The sequence below is a fragment of the Paraburkholderia sp. PAMB 6770 genome, assembly GCF_057748135.1.
This window is the reverse complement of the sequence record NZ_CM173238.1, coordinates 1,143,660-1,164,852: the sequence shown is the minus strand read 5'-3', so window position 1 is coordinate 1,164,852 and position 21,193 is coordinate 1,143,660. Positions and strand designations below refer to the sequence as shown.

The 21,193-nt window shown below is 66.9% G+C and carries 13 protein-coding genes; 6 read left to right on the top strand and 7 right to left on the bottom strand.

Annotated elements, in window-relative coordinates:
* Window positions 1-64: 64 nt before the first annotated feature.
* Window positions 65-1,246: a D-alanyl-D-alanine endopeptidase gene (pbpG, locus tag AC3AP7_RS05360; protein WP_475764692.1), complete on the bottom strand. Its 1,182-nt coding sequence runs from the start codon at window positions 1,244-1,246 to the stop codon at window positions 65-67.
* Between the two features lie 814 nt (window positions 1,247-2,060).
* Between pbpG and AC3AP7_RS05355 the strand changes: the two genes are divergently transcribed.
* A complete protein-coding gene (locus AC3AP7_RS05355; protein WP_475764693.1) occupies window positions 2,061-2,633 on the top strand; it encodes a phasin family protein in 573 nt (190 codons plus the stop codon).
* Between the two features lie 172 nt (window positions 2,634-2,805).
* On the opposite strand, the gene lpdA is transcribed toward AC3AP7_RS05355, so the two are convergent.
* The 3 genes from lpdA to aceE all read right to left on the bottom strand — a co-directional run bounded on the left by lpdA (window position 2,806) and on the right by aceE (window position 9,085).
* Window positions 2,806-4,569, bottom strand: coding sequence for a dihydrolipoyl dehydrogenase (gene lpdA, locus AC3AP7_RS05350; protein ID WP_475764694.1), 1,764 nt, complete (start codon window positions 4,567-4,569; stop codon window positions 2,806-2,808).
* A 90-nt stretch (window positions 4,570-4,659) separates the two neighbouring features.
* A complete protein-coding gene (aceF, locus tag AC3AP7_RS05345) occupies window positions 4,660-6,303 on the bottom strand; it encodes a dihydrolipoyllysine-residue acetyltransferase (protein ID WP_475764695.1) in 1,644 nt (547 codons plus the stop codon).
* Window positions 6,304-6,388: 85 nt separating this feature from the next.
* Window positions 6,389-9,085: a pyruvate dehydrogenase (acetyl-transferring), homodimeric type gene (aceE, locus tag AC3AP7_RS05340; RefSeq protein WP_475764696.1), complete on the bottom strand. Its 2,697-nt coding sequence runs from the start codon at window positions 9,083-9,085 to the stop codon at window positions 6,389-6,391.
* Window positions 9,086-9,359: 274 nt separating this feature from the next.
* On the opposite strand from aceE, the gene fixL reads away from it, so the two are divergent.
* The 3 genes from fixL to folD all read left to right on the top strand — a co-directional run bounded on the left by fixL (window position 9,360) and on the right by folD (window position 13,762).
* Window positions 9,360-11,873, top strand: coding sequence for an oxygen sensor histidine kinase FixL (gene fixL, locus AC3AP7_RS05335; protein WP_475764697.1), 2,514 nt, complete (start codon window positions 9,360-9,362; stop codon window positions 11,871-11,873).
* Window positions 11,870-12,514: an oxygen response regulator transcription factor FixJ gene (gene fixJ, locus AC3AP7_RS05330; RefSeq protein WP_475764698.1), complete on the top strand. Its 645-nt coding sequence runs from the start codon at window positions 11,870-11,872 to the stop codon at window positions 12,512-12,514. Before fixL ends, fixJ begins: the two co-directional genes overlap by 4 nt.
* A 390-nt stretch (window positions 12,515-12,904) precedes the next feature.
* Window positions 12,905-13,762 carry a bifunctional methylenetetrahydrofolate dehydrogenase/methenyltetrahydrofolate cyclohydrolase FolD gene (gene folD, locus AC3AP7_RS05325; protein ID WP_475764699.1) on the top strand — a complete coding sequence of 286 codons (858 nt, stop codon included), beginning with the start codon at window positions 12,905-12,907 and terminating at the stop codon, window positions 13,760-13,762.
* A gap of 85 nt (window positions 13,763-13,847) precedes the next feature.
* Here folD and AC3AP7_RS05320 read toward each other — a convergent pair whose 3' ends face one another.
* Complete coding sequence (locus tag AC3AP7_RS05320; RefSeq protein WP_475764700.1) at window positions 13,848-14,960, bottom strand: acyltransferase family protein; 1,113 nt, start codon at window positions 14,958-14,960, stop codon at window positions 13,848-13,850.
* A gap of 324 nt (window positions 14,961-15,284) precedes the next feature.
* Between AC3AP7_RS05320 and AC3AP7_RS05315 the strand changes: the two genes are divergently transcribed.
* Window positions 15,285-17,396 (top strand): M3 family metallopeptidase, encoded by a 2,112-nt coding sequence (locus AC3AP7_RS05315; RefSeq protein ID WP_475764701.1) that lies wholly within the window; start codon window positions 15,285-15,287, stop codon window positions 17,394-17,396.
* A 154-nt stretch (window positions 17,397-17,550) separates the two neighbouring features.
* On the opposite strand, the gene AC3AP7_RS05310 is transcribed toward AC3AP7_RS05315, so the two are convergent.
* Complete coding sequence (locus AC3AP7_RS05310; RefSeq protein WP_475764702.1) at window positions 17,551-18,840, bottom strand: amidohydrolase family protein; 1,290 nt, start codon at window positions 18,838-18,840, stop codon at window positions 17,551-17,553.
* 284 nt (window positions 18,841-19,124) lie between these two features.
* Complete coding sequence (gene dinB, locus AC3AP7_RS05305; protein ID WP_475768067.1) at window positions 19,125-20,189, bottom strand: DNA polymerase IV; 1,065 nt, start codon at window positions 20,187-20,189, stop codon at window positions 19,125-19,127.
* 276 nt (window positions 20,190-20,465) lie between these two features.
* On the opposite strand from dinB, the gene AC3AP7_RS05300 reads away from it, so the two are divergent.
* A complete protein-coding gene (locus tag AC3AP7_RS05300) occupies window positions 20,466-21,170 on the top strand; it encodes an aspartate/glutamate racemase family protein (protein ID WP_475764703.1) in 705 nt (234 codons plus the stop codon).
* Window positions 21,171-21,193: the final 23 nt, after the last annotated feature.

Below are 21,193 nucleotides of genomic sequence, written 5' to 3'. Positions count from 1 at the left end.
AAAGCCCCGCATCGGCGGGGCTTTTTCGTATGGAGACGCCCGGAGACCCCGGACGGCGCGTCGCTCAGGTACCCGCGCCGCTTGCATCGGCACTGGTGATGTGCTCGTCGCCGCCGTTATCGAGCCACGTGCGCACGCGCGAGGCATCCGCAAAGCGCGAATACTTGCCGATCGAATCGAGCAGCACCATGACGACCGGCTTGCCCTTGATCGTCGCCTGCATCACGAGACATTCACCCGATTCGTTGATGAAGCCGGTCTTCTGCAGACCGATGTCCCAGCTCGGGTTGTGCACCAGCGCGTTCGTGCTGTTGTATTCGAGCGGACGGCGGCCCGGGAAGACCTCGTAGCTGTGATTGTCGGTCGAGAACTCGCGGATCAGCGGGTACTGGTAAGCCGCATCGACCAGCTTCACGAGGTCGCGTGCGGTGGACACGTTCTCGCTCGTCAGCCCCGACGGGCTGATGAAGTGCGTGTCGAGCATGCCAAGCTGCTTCGCCTTCGCGTTCATCGCCGCGATGAACGCGGGCCGCCCGCCCGGGAAGTAGCGCGACAGTGCGGCCGCCGCGCGGTTCTCCGAGGCCATCAGCGCAATATGGAGCATGTCCCGGCGCGACAGCACCGAGCCGACCGAAAGACGCGAGCCGGTGTTCTTCACGAAGTCCCGGTCGTCGTTCGTGACCGTGATCATCTGGTCGAGCGGCGCTTTCGAATCGAGCACGACCATGGCCGTCATCAGCTTCGAAATCGACGCGATCGGCACGATTTCGTGCGAATTCTTGTCGAACAGCGTCTCGCCGGTGTTCTGGTCGACGACGAGCGCGACGTTCGAGCGCAGCGCGAGGCCATATGGCGACTCGCGCAACCCGAAGGGCTGCGGGGCCCGCGGCTCGAACGCGACGTGCCGCACCACCTCGCGGTGATGCACGTACATCCGGTACGACACGCGGCGCTTGTGCTCCTCTTCACGCGGCGCGGCGGCTACCGTCCGCTTCTCGACCCGATGCGAACGGGCGGCAACCGTCGCGCGCGGCTTTTTGGCCGGCGTTTCCTTGCGCTCGATACGGGTTTTGCGAAGGGGACGATGATGATGAACCGGCGTGGCGGTATTGTCGGCTGTCTCGGCGTACGCATTGGGCGGCACAGCAAATGCGGCCGCGACGACCACCGACGCCGCCACCGACAGAGCGGTGCGAAGCGTCACGCCGGGAATCACGTTGAGCGACAAGAACATGTCGGTTTTCATTGGTGTTCGGTCAGGGGCGGCGGAAGTTTTATGCAAGTGTAGCAAAACGTGAAAAATTAGCAATATTAAGCACTTATAGACGCTCCTTAAACCGGCTTGTCAGAACCGTTTGCGGAGCGCCATCAAGGCTTGTGAAAGCGTTCGGTCTGCACGCGTAGCCGGTGCGGCCGAAGCGCGGGCTCGTGCCCAGGTTGCGCAATCTGACAAGCATAACGGCAATCGGAACACAAGCTTGATCAGGGGAAATACGGTCGCGGCGCACCGGGACGCGGCCGGGCAGCCAGCGGCCCCCTGCGGCGGCGCCCTCCGCAGTCAACGGACGGCGCGCACTGCGCGGCTCGCCGCGGGGTCGGGCGTTCGACCGGAATCCGCCATTAACGTTCCGACGTGGGTTCCGGTTTACATCGGATCGCGCGTTGCGCGCGGAAATCGGTGCAATTCACGCCAATCGAATCTATTTGCCCCCATTTAATGACGCGTGGCCGGCGTCGAGCGCGTAACCCGGAGTCCGGCCCTGCGCGCGACAAGGCATGCAACATTTACCGCCCTGTCGCGGTGCATTGGCCATTCCGGCATGCATCATGAATATGTCATGAGCACTTCATAAGATATTGTTTTAACGTGCAATTGTCTGATTTGTGCGATGCGTCAAAAGTGCTTGACATTCACCGCCATCATCCTAAAATAGAAGACATTGTTGCGATGCACAATAGATATTCCGGCATCGCCCCGCTTGTCCCCTGTATTGCCAGCTTGTATTGCTATTAACCCAACACGGCCTGCGCCAGACAGTCCGTCATCCAGGAGCGTAAATATGACTCTGCTGACCCCTGAGCAAATCACCGCCGCCCAGAAGGCCAACCTCGAGACGCTGTTCGGTCTGACGACCAAGGCATTCGAAGGCGTCGAAAAGCTGGTCGAACTGAATCTGCAAGTCGTGAAGTCGACGCTCGCGGAAAGCCAGGAAGCCGCCCAGCGCGCGCTGTCGGTGAAAGACGCGCAGGAATTCTTCTCGCTGCAGGCAGGCCTCGCGCAGCCGGCGTCGGAAAAGGCGCTGTCGTACGGCCGTCACGTGTATGAAATCCTGTCGGCCACGCAAGCCGAGTTCGCGCGCGTCGCGGAAGCGCAGTACGACGAGCAGAACCGCAAGGTGCAGTCGCTCGTCGACAACGTTGCGAAGAACGCCCCCGCCGGTTCGGAAACCGCGGTCGCCGTGATCAAGTCGGCCATCACTGCCGCGAACACCACGTACGAAACGGTTCACAAGGCGACCAAGCAGGCGGTCGAACTCGCGGAGAGCAACTTCAACGCAGCCGCTGCAGCCGCGTCGAAGGCTGCTTCGCAAGCGGCTGCGCAAGCTTCGCGCTCGGCCAAGAAGGCAGTCTGACGCGGCAGCGGCGCCATGGGCGCCGCGTCGCGGCGATGCATCGTGTGATGCGTCGCACGCCCCAACAAGAAACGGCGCGTTCCATCCGGAACGCGCCGTTTTTCTATTGGCAGCGCCTGTTGACAGCGCACGGCATCGGGCGTCCGCGCGAGACGCGCGAACGCCCTGCCGGTTACTTCTTTTTCTGCGGCGGCAGATCGGTACAGACGCCTTCATACAGCTCGGCGGCCATCCCGACCGATTCGCCGAGCGTCGGGTGCGGATGGATCGTCTTGCCGATATCGGTTGCGTCCGCACCCATTTCGACCGCGAGACAGACTTCGCTGATCAGATCGCCGGCATTCAGACCGACGATGCCGCCGCCGATCACGCGGTGCGTCTCTTCGTCGAAGATCAGCTTCGTGAAGCCCTCGTCGCGACCATTCGCGATCGCGCGACCCGATGCGGCCCACGGGAACACTGCCTTGCCGTACTTGATGCCCTCGGCCTTGCACTGCTCCTCGGTCTTGCCGGCCCATGCGACTTCAGGATCCGTGTACGCCACCGACGGAATCTGCAGCGCGTCGAAGTACGCCTTCTCGCCATGCGCAGCCTCGGCCGCCACGTGGCCTTCGTGCACGGCCTTGTGCGCGAGCATCGGCTGCCCGACGACGTCGCCGATCGCGAAGATGTGCGGCACATTCGTGCGCATCTGCTTGTCGACCTCGATGAAGCCGCGCTCCGTCACCGCGACGCCCGCCTTCTCGGCGCCGATCTTCTTGCCGTTCGGGCTGCGGCCCACGGCGACCAGCACGAGATCGTAACGCTGCGGTTCCGCCGGCGCCTTCTCGCCCTCGAACGTCACGTAGATGCCGTCGTCCTTCGCTTCGGCCTTCGTGGTCTTCGTCTTCAGCATCACGTTCGCGAAGCGCTTCGCGTTGTACTTCTCCCAGACCTTCACGAGGTCGCGGTCCGCGCCGGCCATCAGGCCGTCGAGCATTTCGACGACATCGATCTGCGCGCCGAGCGTCGAGTAGACGGTCGCCATTTCAAGGCCGATGATGCCGCCGCCGATCACCAGCATGCGCTGCGGAATCTGGCGCAGTTCGAGCGCGCCGGTCGAGTCGACCACGCGCGGATCCTCGGGGATGAACGGCAGCTTCACGGCCTGCGAACCCGCGGCGATGATCGCCTGCCTGAACCGCACGACTTTCTTGCCGCCTTCGCCCTGCACTTCCATATGATGCGGATCGACGAAGCTGCCGACGCCGGTCACCACCTCGACCTTGCGCGCCTTCGCCATGCCGGCGAGCCCGCCCGTCAGCTTCTTCACGACACCCGACTTGAACTCGCGCAGGCGGTCGAGATCGATCTGCGGCTTGCCGAACGAGATGCCGTGCGAGGCGAGCGCGGCCGCCTCGTCGACCACGAGCGCGGTGTGCAGCAGCGCCTTCGACGGAATGCAGCCGACGTTCAGACACACGCCGCCGAGCGTCGCATAACGCTCGACCAGCACGGTTTTCATCCCGAGATCGGCCGAGCGGAACGCCGCCGAGTAGCCGCCGGGACCGGCGCCGAGCACGAGCATGTCGCATTCGATATCGGCGCTGCCCGAGAAGCTGCCGGCAGCCGGTGCGGCGCTGCGCGCCGCGGGTGCCGAAGCCGGCGCGGCGGCCGGTGCCGGGGCTGCCGCCGGGGCGGGCTGTGCGGCCGCGCCTGCCGACGCCTCGACGAGCGCGATCACCGTGCCCTGCGACACCTTGTCGCCCGGCTTCACTTTCACTTCCTTCACGGTGCCGGCCACATCGCTCGGCACTTCCATCGTGGCCTTGTCCGACTCGAGCGAGATCAGCGTCTGCTCTTTCTCGATCGCGTCGCCCGGCTTGATGCTGACTTCGATGACGTCGATGTCCTTGAAGTCGCCGATGTCCGGCACTTTCACTTCGACGAGACTCATGGTGTCCCCTGTTGGAGCGATCAGCGGCTGCCGCGACGACGCGCGCGGTCCGTGGTCACGGACGCGCGCGGCGCGGGCAGCCTCCGCCGATCAGAGAATAACGCGCCGGAAATCGGCAAGGATCGCTGCGAGGTACGCGTTGAAACGCGCGGCCTCGGCCCCGTCGATCACGCGGTGATCGTACGATAGCGACATCGGCAGCGTGAGACGCGGCACGAACTGCTTGCCGTCCCAGACCGGCTTCATCGCGCTTCGCGACAGGCCGAGGATCGCCACCTCGGGCGCGTTGATGATCGGCGTGAAGTGCGTGCCGCCAATCCCGCCCAGCGACGAGATCGAGAAGCAGCCGCCCTGCATCTGGTCGGGCTTGAGCTTGCCGTCGCGCGCGAGCTTCGAGAGCTCGGTCATGTCCTTCGCGATCTCGACGAGCCCCTTCTTGTCCGCGTCGCGGATCACCGGCACGACGAGGCCGTTCGGCGTGTCGGCGGCAAACCCGATGTGGAAGTACTGCTTGAAGACGAGATTGTCGCCGTCGAGGCTCGCGTTGAAGGTCGGGAATTTCTTCAGCGCGGCAACGCAGGCCTTGATCACGAACGCGAGCATCGTGAACTTGACGCCGGCCTTCTCGTTCTCCTTGTTCAGCTGCACACGCAGTGCTTCGAGCTCGGTGATGTCCGCTTCGTCGTTGTTCGTGACGTGCGGGATCATCACCCAGTTGCGATGCAGGTTCGCGCCGGAAATCTTCTTGATGCGCGACAGCGGCTTCGGCTCGACCGGTCCGAACTTCGTGAAATCGACCTTCGGCCACGGCAGCAGGTTCAGCTCGCCGCCGCCCGCCGCAGCGGCCGGCGCGGCGACCGGCGCCGCCAGCTGGCCGGTCATCACGCCCTTCACGAAGCTCTGGATGTCTTGCTGCGTGATGCGGCCCTTCGGTCCGGTGCCGCGCACGCGCGACACGTCCACGCCCAGTTCGCGCGCGAACTGGCGCACCGACGGCGACGCGTGGCTCGGCTTGCGCGCACCGCCCTCGCCCGCCGGAATCACCGGCGCCTGCGCGAGCGCGGACGGCTGGGCCGGCGCGGGGCTCGGCACGGCCGGCGCGTCCGACGGCTTCTCGACCGGCGCCGGCTTCGACGCCGGTGCCGACGCGGCGGCGGCGCCGCCGCCCGCCGTTTCGATCAGCACGATCACCGAACCTTCGGACACCGTATCGCCGACCTTGACCTTCAGTTCCTTCACGACGCCGGCGGCCGAGCTCGGCACGTCCATCGTCGCCTTGTCCGATTCGAGCGTGATCAGCGACTGCTCTTTCTCGACCCGATCGCCGACCTTCACCGCGATCTCGATCACGGGAATGTCCTTGTAGTCGCCGATGTCCGGGACTTTCACTTCCTGCACGCCGCCCGCTGCCGGGGCAGCGGCAGGCGCGGGGGCAGCGGCCGGCGCGGCGGGGGCCGCCGCGGGCGCGGCAGCCGGCGCAGCCGGGGCGCCTTGCGCCGCGTCCAGCACGACGATCAGCGCGCCTTCGGACACCGTATCGCCGACCTTGACCTTCACTTCCTTCACGACGCCGGCGGCCGAACTCGGCACGTCCATCGTCGCCTTGTCCGATTCCAGCGTGACGAGCGACTGCTCCTTTTCGACGGCATCACCCGCCTTGACCAGCACCTCGATCACAGGAATGTCCTTGTAATCGCCGATGTCCGGCACCTTGACTTCGATCGTTTGACTCATTGTGCGTGTCTCCTGGGCCGCGCGCGCCGCCCCGCCCGCAAGCGGGACGAGGCGGCGCGCGCCGTGGCACTCGGGGAAGGATGCCTTAGACGGTCATCGGGTTGGGTTTGGCGGGATCGAGGTTGTACTTCTTCAGCGCGTCGGCGACGACCTTGCGATCGAGCGTGCCTTCGTCGGCCAGCGCGTTGAGCGCGGCCACCGTCACCCAGTAACGATCGACCTCGAAGAAGTGGCGCAGCCGCTCGCGCGTGTCCGAGCGGCCGTAGCCGTCGGTGCCGAGCACCACGAAGCGGCCCGGCACGAGTCCGCGGATCTGGTCGGCGAGCGCGCGCACGTAGTCGGTCGACGCGATCACCGGACCCTGCGTGTCCTGCAGCAGCCGGGTCACGTGCGAGAGCTTGCGCTCCCCGGTCGGGTGCAGCAGGTTCCAGCGCTCGACGTCGTGGCCTTCGCGCGCGAGTTCGGTGAAGCTCGGCACGCTCCACAGGTCGGCGGCGACGCCCCAGTCGTTCTTCAACAGGTCGGCGGCGGCGATCACTTCATTGAAGATCGTGCCCGCGCCGAGCAGTTGCACGCGCGGCGCCTTCGCGTCGGCGTCCGCCTTGCGGAACGCGTACATGCCCTTGATGATGTCGGCCGCCACGTGCTCGCCCTGCGGAATCGCCGGGTGCTCGTAGTTCTCGTTCATCACCGTGATGTAGTAGTACACGTCCTCCTGCTCCTGCACCATCCGGCGCAGGCCGTCCTGCATGATCACCGCGAGTTCGTAGCCGAAGGTCGGGTCGTAGCTCACGCAGTTCGGCACGGACGCCGCCCACAGCAGCGAGTGGCCGTCTTCGTGCTGCAGGCCTTCGCCGTTGAGCGTCGTGCGGCCGGCGGTGCCGCCGAGCAGGAAGCCGCGCGAGCGCATGTCGCCCGCGGCCCACGCGAGGTCGCCGATGCGCTGGAAGCCGAACATCGAATAGAAGATGTAGAACGGGATCATGATCTCGCCGTGCGTCGAATACGACGTCGCGGCTGCGATCCAGTCCGACATGCCGCCGGCTTCGTTGATCCCTTCCTGCAGGATCTGGCCGGTTTCCGATTCCTTGTAGAACATCAGTTGATCGGAATCTTCCGGCACGTACTTCTGGCCGTCCTGATTCCAGATGCCGATCTGGCGGAACAGGCCTTCCATGCCGAACGTGCGCGACTCGTCCGGCACGATCGGCACGACGCGCTTGCCGAGCGCCTTGTCCTTCAGCAGGATGTTCAGGATCCGCACGAACGCCATCGTCGTCGAGATTTCGCGGCCTTCGCCAGTGCCCTTGAGCAGCGGCTCGAACACGTCGAGCGCCGGCACCGGCAGCGACTGCGCCTTCTCGCGGCGCGCCGGCAGGTAGCCGCCGAGGTCCATGCGGCGCTGGCGCATGTACTCGAGCTCCTTCGAGCCTTCCTCGAACGTCAGGTACGGCACGTCGACGATCTCGTCGTCGGAGATCGGCAGGCGGAACTGGTCGCGGAACTTCTTCAGCTGATCCACCTGCATCTTCTTCTGCTGGTGGGTGATGTTCATCGCCTGGCCGGCCTCGCCCATCCCGTAGCCCTTGATGGTCTTCGCGAGGATCACGGTCGGCTGGCCCTTCGCATCCATCGCCGCCTGGAACGCCGCGTAGATCTTGTGCGGATCGTGGCCGCCGCGGTTCAGGTTCCAGATCTCGTCGTCGGACCAGTCCGCGACGAGCGCCTTCAGCTCGGGCGTATTGAAGAAATGCTCGCGCACGTAGGCGCCCGACTCCGACTTGTAGGTCTGGTATTCGCCGTCGACCACTTCCATCATCCGGCGCATCAGCGCACCCGACTTGTCGCGCGCGAACAGCGCGTCCCAGCGGCTGCCCCAGATCACCTTGATCACATTCCAGCCGGCGCCGCGGAACTCGCTTTCGAGTTCCTGGATGATCTTGCCGTTGCCGCGCACCGGACCGTCGAGGCGCTGCAGGTTGCAGTTGATCACGAACACGAGGTTATCGAGCCGCTCGCGGCCGGCCATGCCGATCGCGCCGAGCGATTCCGGCTCGTCCGTCTCGCCGTCGCCGAGAAATGCCCACACCTTGCGGCCTTCGGTCTTCGCGATGCCGCGCGCCTGCAGGTACTTCATGAAGCGCGCCTGGTAGATCGCCATGATCGGGCCGAGGCCCATCGACACGGTCGGGAACTGCCAGAAATCCGGCATCAGCCACGGGTGCGGGTACGACGAGATGCCCTCGCCGCCGACTTCCTGGCGGAAGTTGTCGAGCTGCCGGTCGGACAGCCGGCCGAGCAGGAACGCGCGCGCGTAGACGCCGGGCGACGAATGGCCCTGCACGAACACGAGGTCGCCGCCGTGCTGGTCCGACGCCGCGTGCCAGAAGTGGTTGTAGCCGACGTCATAGAGCGTCGCGGCCGACGCAAACGACGCGATATGGCCGCCGACGTTGGTGTCCTTGCCGGCGCGCAGCACCATCGCCATCGCATTCCAGCGGGTGTACGAGCGGATCCGGTGCTCGATGTCCTGGTCGCCGGGGTTTTGCGCCTGGTTTGCGACCGGAATCGTGTTGATGTAGGGCGTGTTGGCCGAGAACGGCAGGTGCTCGCCGTGCACGCGGGCAAATTCGATCTGCTTTTCGATCAGGTAGTGCGCGCGGTCGGGGCCGACTGCGGAGATGACGCCGTCGAGCGCCTCGAGCCATTCGGCGGTTTCCTGCGGATCGTCGTCTTTCTCGGCGGCGACATATTTCAAGACTTCATCGGGTACAGCGGACATGCTCGTCTCCTGGATATGGGGAACGCTGTGTGGACAGACGACGCGGATGAGGTGAGCCGCGGCAGCTTCGGCCCGATTGTAATAAGGCTGCGATCGTCCGCGCAACCAATTTTTCGAATCGCGAGATAGATTCTCACAATGCGAAAATTTGTTGCAGCGCACCCAGATTTCACCGCCCTTACGCGAATGCAACGCCCAGTTTGCTCCGGTTGACGCCAGCTTCCGCGCTTTTTTGCGTCAATTGCCGGCGAGCCGCTGCGCTACAATGCGAGCCATGTTGACCGAACGGCTTTTCGCACGCTCGGCGCGGCCGTCCGGAACGCCAGCGGACCCGTCGCCGTCCCGCTGGCACCATGGACCATGGTGGTCCAACTCGTATCTGCTTACGCCGCTCCTGTCGATCCTCGTATTCCTGGTCGTCATGAGCCTGATCCTGTGGAGCCTGAACCGGCGCGAGCAGCAGCAGCAGGAAGACACGCTGTACCGCAACGTCGCGTGGGCGCAGCAGCAGATCCGCCTGTCGATGACGGGCGCGCAGGAGCAGATCTCGGCGCTCGCGCGCGACATCGCCGCCGGCCACGAAGACCCGCACTCGTTCCAGAGCGCCACCACCGACGTCATGCAGGGACATCCCGAGATTCTCTACATGAACTGGTACACCCCCGCGCAGCAGCCGCGCTGGCCGGACACGCCGCTGCCGGTGTTCGGGCAGCGCCTCGCGCGCCCGAGCGACGCGCAGATGGACGAGGCGGTGCGCGCCGCCTTCGCCGACGCGCGCAACTCGCGCCGCCAGGTGTACTCGCCGCTCATCTACGACGACCTCGGCAACGGCTACCTGACGCTGCAGACGCCGATCTACCGCGACCGCGACTTCCTCGGCACGATCGCTGCGGTCTTCTCGGTCGAAGGCATCCTGAAGCACGACATCCCGCCCGAGCTGTCGGCCAAGTACAAGATCTCGATCATCGACCAGAACAACCGCGAGCTCGCGACCACGTCGACGCGCCCGCGGCTGCCGCGCGACGCGTTCTACGACCTGCCGCTCGACCCGCCGGGCCAGGGCGTGTCGGTGCGCGTGTACGCGTACCCGCAGATCACGAACTTCACGAACAACACGCTCGTCTGGCTGGTCGCGGGGCTGTCGTGCTTCGTGCTGTGGAGCCTGTGGAGCCTGTGGAAGCACACGCGCCAGCGCTTCGAGGCGCAGCAGGCGCTTTACGCCGAAGCGTTCTTTCGCCGCGCAATGGAAAACTCGGTGCTGATCGGCATGCGCGTGCTCGACATGCACGGCCGCATCACGCACGTGAACCCCGCGTTCTGCCGGATGACCGGCTGGGACGAGAGCGACCTCGTCGGCAAGAGCGCGCCGTTCCCGTACTGGCCGCGCGACGCCTACCCGGAGATGCAGCGCCAGCTCGACATGACGCTGCGCGGCAAGGCGCCGTCGTCCGGGTTCGAGCTGCGCGTGCGCCGCAAGGACAGCTCGACGTTCCACGCGCGGCTTTACGTGTCGCCGCTCATCGACAGCTCGGGGCGGCAGACCGGCTGGATGTCGTCGATGACCGACATCACCGAGCCCAAGCGCGCGCGCGAGGAACTCGCCGCCGCGCACGAGCGCTTCACCACGGTGCTGGAGAGCCTCGACGCCGCCGTGTCGGTGCTCGCCGCCGACGAAGCGGAGCTGCTGTTCGCGAACCGCTACTACCGGCATCTGTTCGGCATCCGTCCGGACGGGCATCTCGAACTTGCCGGCGGCGGCTTCGACAGCGCGCAGGCGTCGTCGGACTCGATCGACATGGTCGACGCGTACGCCGGGCTGCCCGCGGCCGCGCTCACCGAAAGCACCGCGGACGCGCAGGAAATCTACGTGCAGAGCATCCAGAAGTGGTTCGAGGTGCGTCGCCAGTACATCCAGTGGGTCGACGGGCACCTCGCGCAGATGCAGATCGCCACCGACATCACGACGCGCAAGAAGGCCCAGGAGCTTGCCCGCCAGCAGGACGAAAAGCTGCAGTTCACGAGCCGCCTGATGACGATGGGGGAGATGGCCTCGTCGCTCGCGCACGAGCTGAACCAGCCGCTCGCCGCGATCAACAACTATTGCTCGGGCGCCGTCGCGCTGGTCAAGTCGGGGCGCACCACGCCCGATAACCTGCTGCCGGTGCTCGAAAAGACCGCCCAGCAGGCGGTGCGCGCCGGCATGATCATCAAGCGGATCCGCGAGTTCGTGAAGCGCAGCGAGCCGAAACGCCAGGCCACGCGCGTCGCCGACATCGTCGCGGATGCGGTCGGGCTCGCCGAGATCGAAACGCGCAAGCGGCGCATCCGCATCGTCACGGACCTGCGCTCGCGCCTGCCGGTGATCTACGTCGACCCGGTGCTGATCGAGCAGGTGCTCGTGAACCTGCTGAAGAACGGCGCCGAAGCGATGCACGACGCGCGGCCGGACGCGGTCGATCCGGTGATCCGCGTGGTCGTGCGGCTCGACGCCGGCTTCGTGTGCATCAGCGTGATCGACCAGGGTCCGGGGGTCGACGAGGCCACCGCCGAGCGTCTGTTCGAACCGTTTTACAGCACCAAGTCCGACGGCATGGGCATGGGGCTGAATATCTGCCGCTCGATCATCGAGTCGCATCGGGGCCGTCTGTGGGTGGTGAATAACGTCGAAGCCGACGGCCACATCACGGGCGCCACGTTCCATTGCAGTCTGCCTCTAGGGGAGCCGGACGGCCCGAGCAACGGCGGGTCCGAGGCGCCGACACCACAAACCGTTACGGGAGAGCTATGAACAGCCCAGTCACCACACAGGAAACTGTCTTTGTCGTCGACGACGACGAGGCCGTGCGCGATTCGCTGCGCTGGCTGCTGGAAGCGAACGGCTACCGTGTGCAGTGCTTCTCCAGCGCCGAACAGTTCCTCGAGGTATGGCAGCCGCACACGCATCCGGGTCAGATCGCATGCCTGATCCTCGATGTGCGGATGTCGGGGATGAGCGGGCTCGAACTGCAGGAACGCCTGATCGCGGACAACGCGCTGCTGCCGATCATCTTCGTGACGGGACACGGCGACGTGCCGATGGCCGTATCGACGATGAAAAAAGGCGCGATGGACTTCATCGAAAAGCCATTCGACGAGGCGGAGCTGCGCAAGCTCGTCGAGCGCATGCTCGACAAGGCGCGCAGCGAGAGCTCCAGCGTGCAGCAGCAGCGGGCGGCGGCCGAGCGGCTCGGCAAGCTGACCGCGCGCGAACACCAGGTGCTCGAACGCATCATCGCGGGCCGCCTGAACAAGCAGATCGCGGACGATCTCGGCATCAGCATCAAGACGGTCGAGGCGCATCGCGCGAACATCATGGAAAAGCTGAACGTCAACACCGTGGCCGATCTGCTCCGGCTCGCGCTGTCGAACAAGCCGCAGACCACGCAGTAAGCGGCGCGGTTAGCGGCGAAGTTAGCCGCGAAGTTGCCTGCGCCGGTGTCCCCGCCGTCAGCCGCGCGCCACAGGGTGAACTGCGCTCGCGGGCCGCGATCCGGCGCGCGCCGGCCGCGCGTTCAAGACGGGCCTGCGCGGTCCGCGCAGGCCGCGGTCTCCCGCTGCCGCACACGCTACGGCACACGCTGCGCGCCGCGCCTGCAACGATGATGCGGCAAGCGCCCAGGCGCGCAACGGTATAATGGCCCACTTCATTGCAACGCTTTTCGCGCGCCCCGCGCGTTGCCGGAGCCGACCGCTTCCTGTCACGAAACGCCATCGAAGAGCGCCGCCTCGCGGTGCGCGCCGCCTTGCCCCGCATGACGAACTGCCCATTCTCGACCGACCATGACTGCCCAACTGATTGACGGCAACGCCCTCTCCAAGACCCTGCGCGCCGATGTCGCCGCGCGCGCCGCTGCGCTCGCCGCCCGCGGCCACCGGCCCGGCCTTGCCGTGGTGCTGGTCGGCGACAACCCCGCGAGCGAAGTCTACGTGCGCAACAAGGTGAAAGCGTGCGAAGACAACGGCCTGTTCTCGTCCTACGACCGCTATCCGGCCACGCTCGCCGAAGCAGCGCTGCTGGCGCGCATCGACGAACTGAACCGCGATCCGCGCATCCACGGCATCCTGGTCCAACTGCCGTTGCCCGCGCATATCGACAGCCACAAGGTGATCGAGGCGATCGCGCCGGACAAGGACGTGGACGGCTTTCACGTCGCCAACGCCGGCGCGCTGATGACCGGCAAGCCGCTGTTCCGCCCCTGCACGCCATACGGCGTGATGAAGATGTTCGAGGCCTACGGGATCAATCTGAGCGGCGCGAATGCGGTGGTGATCGGCCGCTCGAACATCGTCGGCAAGCCGATGGCGCTACTGCTCATCGAAGCAGGGGCGACCGTCACGGTGTGCCATAGCAAGACGCGCGACCTTGCCGCGCATACGCGCGCGGCCGACATCGTCGTTGCCGCGACCGGCAGGCGCAACCTGCTGCGCGCCGACATGGTGAAGCCGGGCGCGACGGTGATCGACGTCGGCATGAATCGCGACGACGCAGGCAAGCTGTGCGGCGACGTCGATTTCGCCGCCGTCAAGGACGTCGCCGGCCATATCACGCCGGTGCCGGGCGGGGTCGGCCCGATGACGATCACGATGCTGCTCGTCAACACGATCGAAGCCGCCGAGCGCGCCGCCGCGCTCGCGTGAGCGTGCGGCGGCCCGCACCGCGCGGCCACTTCGCACTCGTCACGTTCAACGCGTTCATTCGATAGCTCGCGCCGCTGCCGCACCGTCACCGTGCCGCGCCGCCGCCCGCCAGGCCGACGCCAGCCGCCGGATGTGCCGGCGCAAGACGCCGGCGGCACCACTGCAGCACGGGCCGCTCGATCCCGTGCCACGACAGCGCGGCACACAGCACGATGAACGGCGCCGCCACCAGCGCCGCAGTCTGATGATTCAGCTGCGGCGCGACACAGGCGACGACCTGCTGCATCATGAAGCCGTATAGGTAGATGCCGTACGAGTAATCGCTCTTCGGCACGAAGCGGCGCACAAGCGGCGTCGTGCCGATCCACAGTACGCCGTACACGAACGCGAGATAGAAGAGCGGCTGCGCGGCGGCGGTATCGCGAAACACCAGAAACACCATCAGCAGGCCCAGCGCGACGACGCCGTGAATCACCACGTGCGCGCGCCATCCGTACAGCACCATGCCGACGAAGAAAAACGGCTCCGGCCAGAACGAGTAGCCCCCCGATTTCACCGAGAAATCGCGCCAGCCGATCTCCAGATGCGGCGCGTGCACCCGCACCACGAACGCGAGCCCGCCGAGCGCGGCGGCCGCGAGGATACCCCAGCGGTTCGACAGCAGCCCGGCGAGCCCGCAGACCAGCACGATTGCATAACAGCGCACCTCGATGGGCAGCGTCCAGAGCGGCGCGCAAATGTCGTGACCGAAGCGGTTGTGCTCGAACACGCCGGGCAGCGCCCAGCCGTGTTTCAGCACGATCGTCGAGAAATTGTCGAGATTCGCCCACGTCGCGCCCGCGCTGAAATACGCGTGCAGCGGCAGCGTCGTGAACAGCGGTCCGAGCACGAACACCGAGACCAGCGAGCCCCCCGCCACCGCCGGCCAGATCCGCGCGATGCGCAGCGCGACGAAGCGCGGCGCCGAGCGCTGCCGGTCGAAGCTCGCGGTCACGAGCATCCCGCTCAGCAGGAAAAACGCGTAGACGCCGAACGCGCCGAAACCGTCGAAGCCGAGCGCGCCGCTGACCCAGTCGGTGCTGCCGTCGGGCTGCTGCAGGATATACGAATGCCCATACACGACGGCCATCGCCGCCAGCAGACGCACGAGGTCGAAATTGTTGCCGTTGCGCGAAAGCGCATGCGAAAGCGGATTCATCTCGGTCCCCCCGGAGCGGCGCGCGCCGCCACGGTCCGCGCGGCGTCGAGCCCCCAGCATCGCGCGGCGCGGCGCAGCCGACCGTTCGCTGTCGCACGCAACGGCGGCGGCCGCGCGATTGCCGCCGCCCGTTCCCCCCCCGGGCGCATCTGGCGCGACTATCCGGCGCCGCACGCCGCGCGCCGGCTTCTGATAATTTGTGCATGCACCGATTGGAATCGGGGCACACCGCCCCAATAATCACAGTCAGCACATCGCAGCCGTCACCGAACCGGGCGCCGCCTCGCCGCGCTCCCCCTTCAACCGCGTCAGACAGGAAGCCCCATGTCCCCTACTCAACCGGCACACGACAATCCTCTCCTCGATTTCTCCGACCTGCCGCGCTTTGGCGAGATCCGCCCCGAACATGTCACCCCTGCGCTCGATCGCCTGCTCGCGGACGCGAGCGCGGCCGTCGCGCGTGCGAGCGCACCGGTCACGCCGGCGTCGTGGGCCGACGTGATCGATCCGGTCGAGCGTGCCACCGAACCGCTGTCGCGCGCCTGGGGCGTGATCGGCCATCTGAACGCGGTCGCCGATACGCCCGAGCTGCGCGCGGTCTACAGCGACAACCTGCCGCGCGTGACGGAGTTCTGGACCAGCGTCGGCCAGAATCTCGCGCTGTTCGAGAAGTACAAGGCGATCGCCGCGAGCGAGGACTTCACGTCGCTCACCGGCGAGCGCCAGAAGATCCTGCACAACGCGCTGCGCGATTTCCGGCTGTCCGGCGCGGAGCTGCCCGAAGCGCAGAAGCCGCGTTTCGCCGCGTTGCAGGAGCGTCAGGCGACACGCTCGAAAGCCTTCTCGGATCACGTGCTCGATGCGACCAACGCTTACGCTTACCGGGTCGAGGACCACGCGCAACTCGCCGGTCTGCCGGAGGACGTGATCGCCGCCGCGGCCGAAGCCGCCGAGCGCGACGGCGAGCAGGGCTGGAAGTTCACGCTGCATTTCCCGTCGTACTTCCCGGTCATGCAATACGCGGAAAATCGCGCGATGCGCGAGGCGATGTACCGCGCGTACGTCACGCGCGCGTCGGAGCTCGGCAGCGCGTATGGCGACGGCAAGGCCGAATGGGACAACACCGCGAACCTCGCCGAGCAGCTCCAGCTGCGCGCCGAGGAAGCGCAGATGCTCGGCTACCGCAACTTCGCCGAGGTGTCGCTCGCGCCGAAGATGGCGGAATCGCCGCAACAGGTGATCGCTTTCCTCGAAGACCTCGCCACCCGCGCCCGGCCGCATGCCGAACAGGACTGGCAGGCGTTGCGCGCGTTCGCCGCGCAGGAACTCGGTCTCGACGAACTGCAGCCGTGGGACATGACCTTCGCCGCCGAGCGGCTGCGCCAGCAGCGCTACGCGTTCTCGGAGAACGAGGTCAAGCAGTATTTCCCGGAAGACGCGGTGCTCAGGGGACTCTTCAAGGTAGCCGAGACGCTGTTCGGCGTCGCGATTCGCCGCGACGAAGCGGCTGTGTGGCATCCGGACGTGCGTTTTTTCCGCGTCGAGAACCAGGACGGCGGGCTTGTCGCGCAGTTCTACCTCGACCTGTATGCGCGCGAAGGCAAACGCGGCGGCGCGTGGATGGACGATGCGCGCTCGCGTCACCGCCTCGCGCACGGCGGCGTGCAGACGCCGGTCGCCTATCTGACCTGCAATTTCTCCGCGCCGGTCGGCGGCAAGCCGGCCTGCTTCACGCACGACGAGGTGATCACGCTGTTCCATGAGTTCGGTCACGGCGTGCACCACATGCTCACCCGCGTCGACGAACTGGCGGTGTCGGGCATCAACGGCGTCGAATGGGACGCGGTCGAGCTGCCGTCGCAGTTCATGGAGAACTTCTGCTGGGAATGGGACGTGCTGAAGGACATGAGTTCGCACGTCGAGACCGGTGCGCCGCTGCCGCGCGCGCTGTTCGACAAGATGCTCGCCGCGAAGAATTTCCAGAGCGGCCTCGCGACGCTGCGCCAGATCGTGTTTTCGATGTTCGACATCAAGCTGCACACCGACTTCGATCCGAGCGGCCCGCTCAGCGCCAATGCGCTCGCGCGCGAAATCAACGAACGCTTCCACGTGGTGCCGCAGGCGTCGTTCTCGCGCTGGCCGAATACGTTCAGCCACATTTTCGCGGGCGGCTACGCCGCGGGCTACTACAGCTACAAATGGGCCGAAGTGCTGTCGGCCGATGCCTATGCGGCGTTCGAGGAAGCGGCCGAGGCGGCCGGCGGCAGCGTGCTCGATGCGGCCACCGGCACGCGCTATCGCCAGGAAATTCTCGAAGTGGGCGGCAGCCGGCCCGCGATGGAGTCGTTCAAGGCGTTCCGCGGCCGCGAGCCGAGCATCGACGCACTGCTGCGCCACAGCGGCATGACGCCCGCGTCACAGGCGGCGCCGCGCTGAGCGCGCGAGCGGCGGCGCAATCTCCGGCGGGCGGCCCGTGCCAAGCGGGCGGCACCCGGGGCGGGCGCTTCCGCGCGCGGATACGCCTCAATACGCCTCAATACGCGCCAGCGTGCACCAGTGAGCCCCGGCGCGCGCCGGCGCGCATTACCCGCTAGCCGCGCTGCAGCCGGAAATCGACCTGTGCCGGCCGCCCGTCGAGCGCGAGCGTCGCGCACGCGGCCGGCGAACGCGCGACCACCTTGCCGCGCCGGATCACCGCGAGGCGCGCGGCGCGCAGGCGGATCGCCTCGACCGGATCGCGCGCGTCGAGCAGCACGCAATCGGCGGCACAGCCGGGCGCAAGCCCATAGCCGTCGAGCCCGAGAATGCGCGCCGCGTTCACCGTCACCGCATCGAAGCAGGCGTGCATCGCGTCGATGCCCGTCATCTGCGCGACGTGCAAGCCCATGTGCGCGACCTCCAGCATATCGCCCGAGCCGAGGCTGTACCACGGATCCATCACGCAGTCGTGGCCGAACGCGACTGTGATGCCGGCCGCCATCATTTCCGGCACGCGCGTCATCCCTCGCCGCTTCGGATACGTGTCGCTGCGGCCCTGCAGCGTGATGTTGATCAGCGGATTCGCGATCGCGGCGACGCCGGACTCGCGCATCAGCGGCAGCAGCTTGCTCGCGTAGTAGTTGTCCATCGAGTGCATCGACGTCAGATGCGAGCCCGCCACGCGGCCATGCAGCCCGAGCCGGTGCGTCTGCGCGGCGAGCGTCTCGATGTGGCGCGACAGCGGATCGTCCGATTCGTCGCAGTGCATGTCGACGCGCAGCCCCTGCTGCGCGGCGAATTCGCACAGCAGGCGGACCGACTCGGCGCCCTCGGCCATCGTGCGCTCGAAGTGCGGAATCCCGCCCACCACGTCGACGCCCCGTGCGATGGCCCGCTTCAGGTTATCGAACGCGCCAGGGCTGCGCAGCAGGCCGTCCTGCGGAAACGCGACAAGCTGCAGGTCCAGATACGGCGCGACGCGGCGCTTCACGTCGAGCAGTGCGTCGACCGCGAGCAGGCGCGGATCGCAGACGTCGACGTGACTGCGAATCGCCAGCAGGCCGCGCGCCACAGCCCAGTCGCAATACTGCAGCGCGCGCTCGACGAGCGCGTCCTGGGTCAGCTGCGGCTTGAGTTCGCCCCACAGCGCAATGCCTTCGAGCAGCGTGCCGGATGCATTGACGCGCGGCAGGCCGTAGGACAGCGTCGCGTCCATGTGAAAGTGCGGATCGACGAACGGCGGCGCGACCAGCCGGCCGGCCGCGTCGATTTCCTGCGGCGCCTGCGCGGCCAGATGCGGCTCGACGGCGACGATGCGCGCCGCATCGATGCCGATATCGACCAGCGACGCGTGTTGCGATTCGCTGCGCGGCAAACGCGCGCGACGGATGATCAGGTCCATGACTCGCTCCTTGGGCTGAGGTCGATTCTATCGGCACTACAAAGGCAGTGAGCAACCGGGTGCGGCTTGTCGGCTTGTCGGCTTGTCGGCTTGTCGGCTTGTCGGCTTGTCGGCTTGTCGGCTTGTCGGCTTGTCGGCTTGTCGGCTTGTCGGCTTGTCGGCTTGTCGGCTTGTCGGCTTGTCGGCTTGTCGCCTCGCCGCCGGTGGCCGTACTGGCGATCGCACCGGTCACCGCACAGCAACGCACAAGCGGGCGGAAACGGGCCCCGGCATCGGCACGGGCTTCAGCGCGGCCCGTCTGCGTGCGCCGCCGGGCTTTCGTCCGTCGAAGCGTCGTCCGTCGCTTCATCGAATAGCGCGAACTGCCCTTCGAGCGCCCCCGCGTCCTGTTCGAGCCGCACGCCGACGCCGAGCAGGCGCACCGCGCGGTCGCGGCGCGCGAAGCCTTTTTCGAGTAGCGCGAGCAGCGTCGGCACGTCGGGCGTCTCGCCGACACACTCGACCGTCGTGCGCTGAAAATCGGCAAAGCGGATCTTCACGAACAGCTTGCGCACGAGCGCCGCCGCGCCCGCGCGCGCAATCCGCCCGTCGAGCTGCGCGGCGAGTTCGCGCAGTTGCGCCGCGCACGCGTCGAGCGTGTCGAGATCGGTGACGTAGGTCGTTTCCACGCTGATCGACTTGCGCTCGCGATCAGCCCGTACCGGCCGCTCGTCGATGCCGCGCGCCAGTTCATGGAGCCGCGTGCCGAACACGCCGAACTGCCGATGCAGATCGACGAGCGGCCATGTGCGCAATTGCGCGCAGGTCGTCACGCCGAGCCGTTCCAGCTTCGCCGCGGTCACCTTGCCGACGCCGAAGATCTTGCGCACCGGCAGCGCGGCGACGAATGCATCGGTCTCGTGCGGGCGCACGACGTACAGGCCATCGGGCTTGTTCCAGTCGGATGCGATCTTCGCGATGAACTTGTTCGGCGCAACGCCCGCCGACACCGTCACGCCGACCGTCGCGCGCACGCGCTCGCGGATTTCCGTTGCGATCAGCGTGGCGCTGCCCTTGCAGCGCGTCGTGCCGGTGACGTCGAGATAAGCTTCGTCGAGCGACAGCGGCTCGACCGCGGCGGTGTAGTCGCGGTAAATCGCCATGATCTGACGCGACGCGACCCGGTATTTTTCCATCGCCGACGGCAGGATCAGCAACTCGGGGCATTTGCGCAGGGCGAGCGCCGACGACATCGCCGAATGCACGCCGAAGCGGCGCGCCTCGTAGTTGCAGGTGGCGATCACGCCGCGCTGGTCGGGACGACCGCCGACCGCCAGCGGACGGCCGCGCAGCGACGGGTCGTCGCGCATCTCGACCGATGCATAGAAGCAGTCGCAGTCGCAATGGATGATCTTGCGCACGGGCAACGCAAACGGCACAGCCGCGGACACGGGTACACCTTCTGACTCAGGTACCCGCACTGTACAAAAACACAGTGCCTTTATCAAGGTGGCTGTATCGGGCCGCCCGCCGTCGCCGTATCGGCGGGCGACGGCCGCGCCGTACCGGCGCGCCGCGCACCGCGCCCCCTATACTCAGTCAGCGGGCGCCACCGGCCGCGCCCGACACCGGCAAAGGGAAGCGGGATGAAGACCATCGGCGTGATCGGCGGCATGAGCTGGGAATCGTCTGCCGAGTATTACCGGCTGCTGAACCACCACGCGAAGGCGCGTCTGGGCGGCCATCACAATGCGCGCAGCCTGCTGCTGAGCGTCGACTTCGCGGCGATCGAAGCGCTGCAGCGCGCCGGCGACTGGCCCGCGCTCGGCGCGCGGATGGCGGCGGCCGCGCGTCAGCTCGAGCGCGGCGGCGCGGACCTCGTGATCCTCGCGACCAATACGATGCACCGGGTCTGCGACGCGATCGAGCAGGCGCTCGCGATCCCGTTCCTGCACATCGCCGATCCGACCGGCGCGGCGCTGCGCGCGGACGGCGTGACGCGCGTCGGCCTGCTCGGCACCCGCTATACGATGGAGCAGCCGTTCTACAGCGCGCGCCTGCACGAACGCTACGGACTCGATACGCTGACGCCCGACGACGATGCGCGCGCGGCGATCCATCGGATCATCTACGAAGAACTGTGTCACGGCGTGATACGGGACGACGCGCGCCGCGTCTATCAGCGCGCCATCGACGGCCTCGCGGCGCGCGGCGCCCAGGCAGTGATCCTCGGCTGCACCGAGATCACGCTGCTGATCAGGCCGGAGCATGCGTCGCTGCCCGTCTACGATACGACGGCGCTGCACGCGCGCGCCGCGGTCGACTGGGCCATCGCCGCCGACCCGGTCTGAGCGGCGCGCGCCGCACGCCGCAC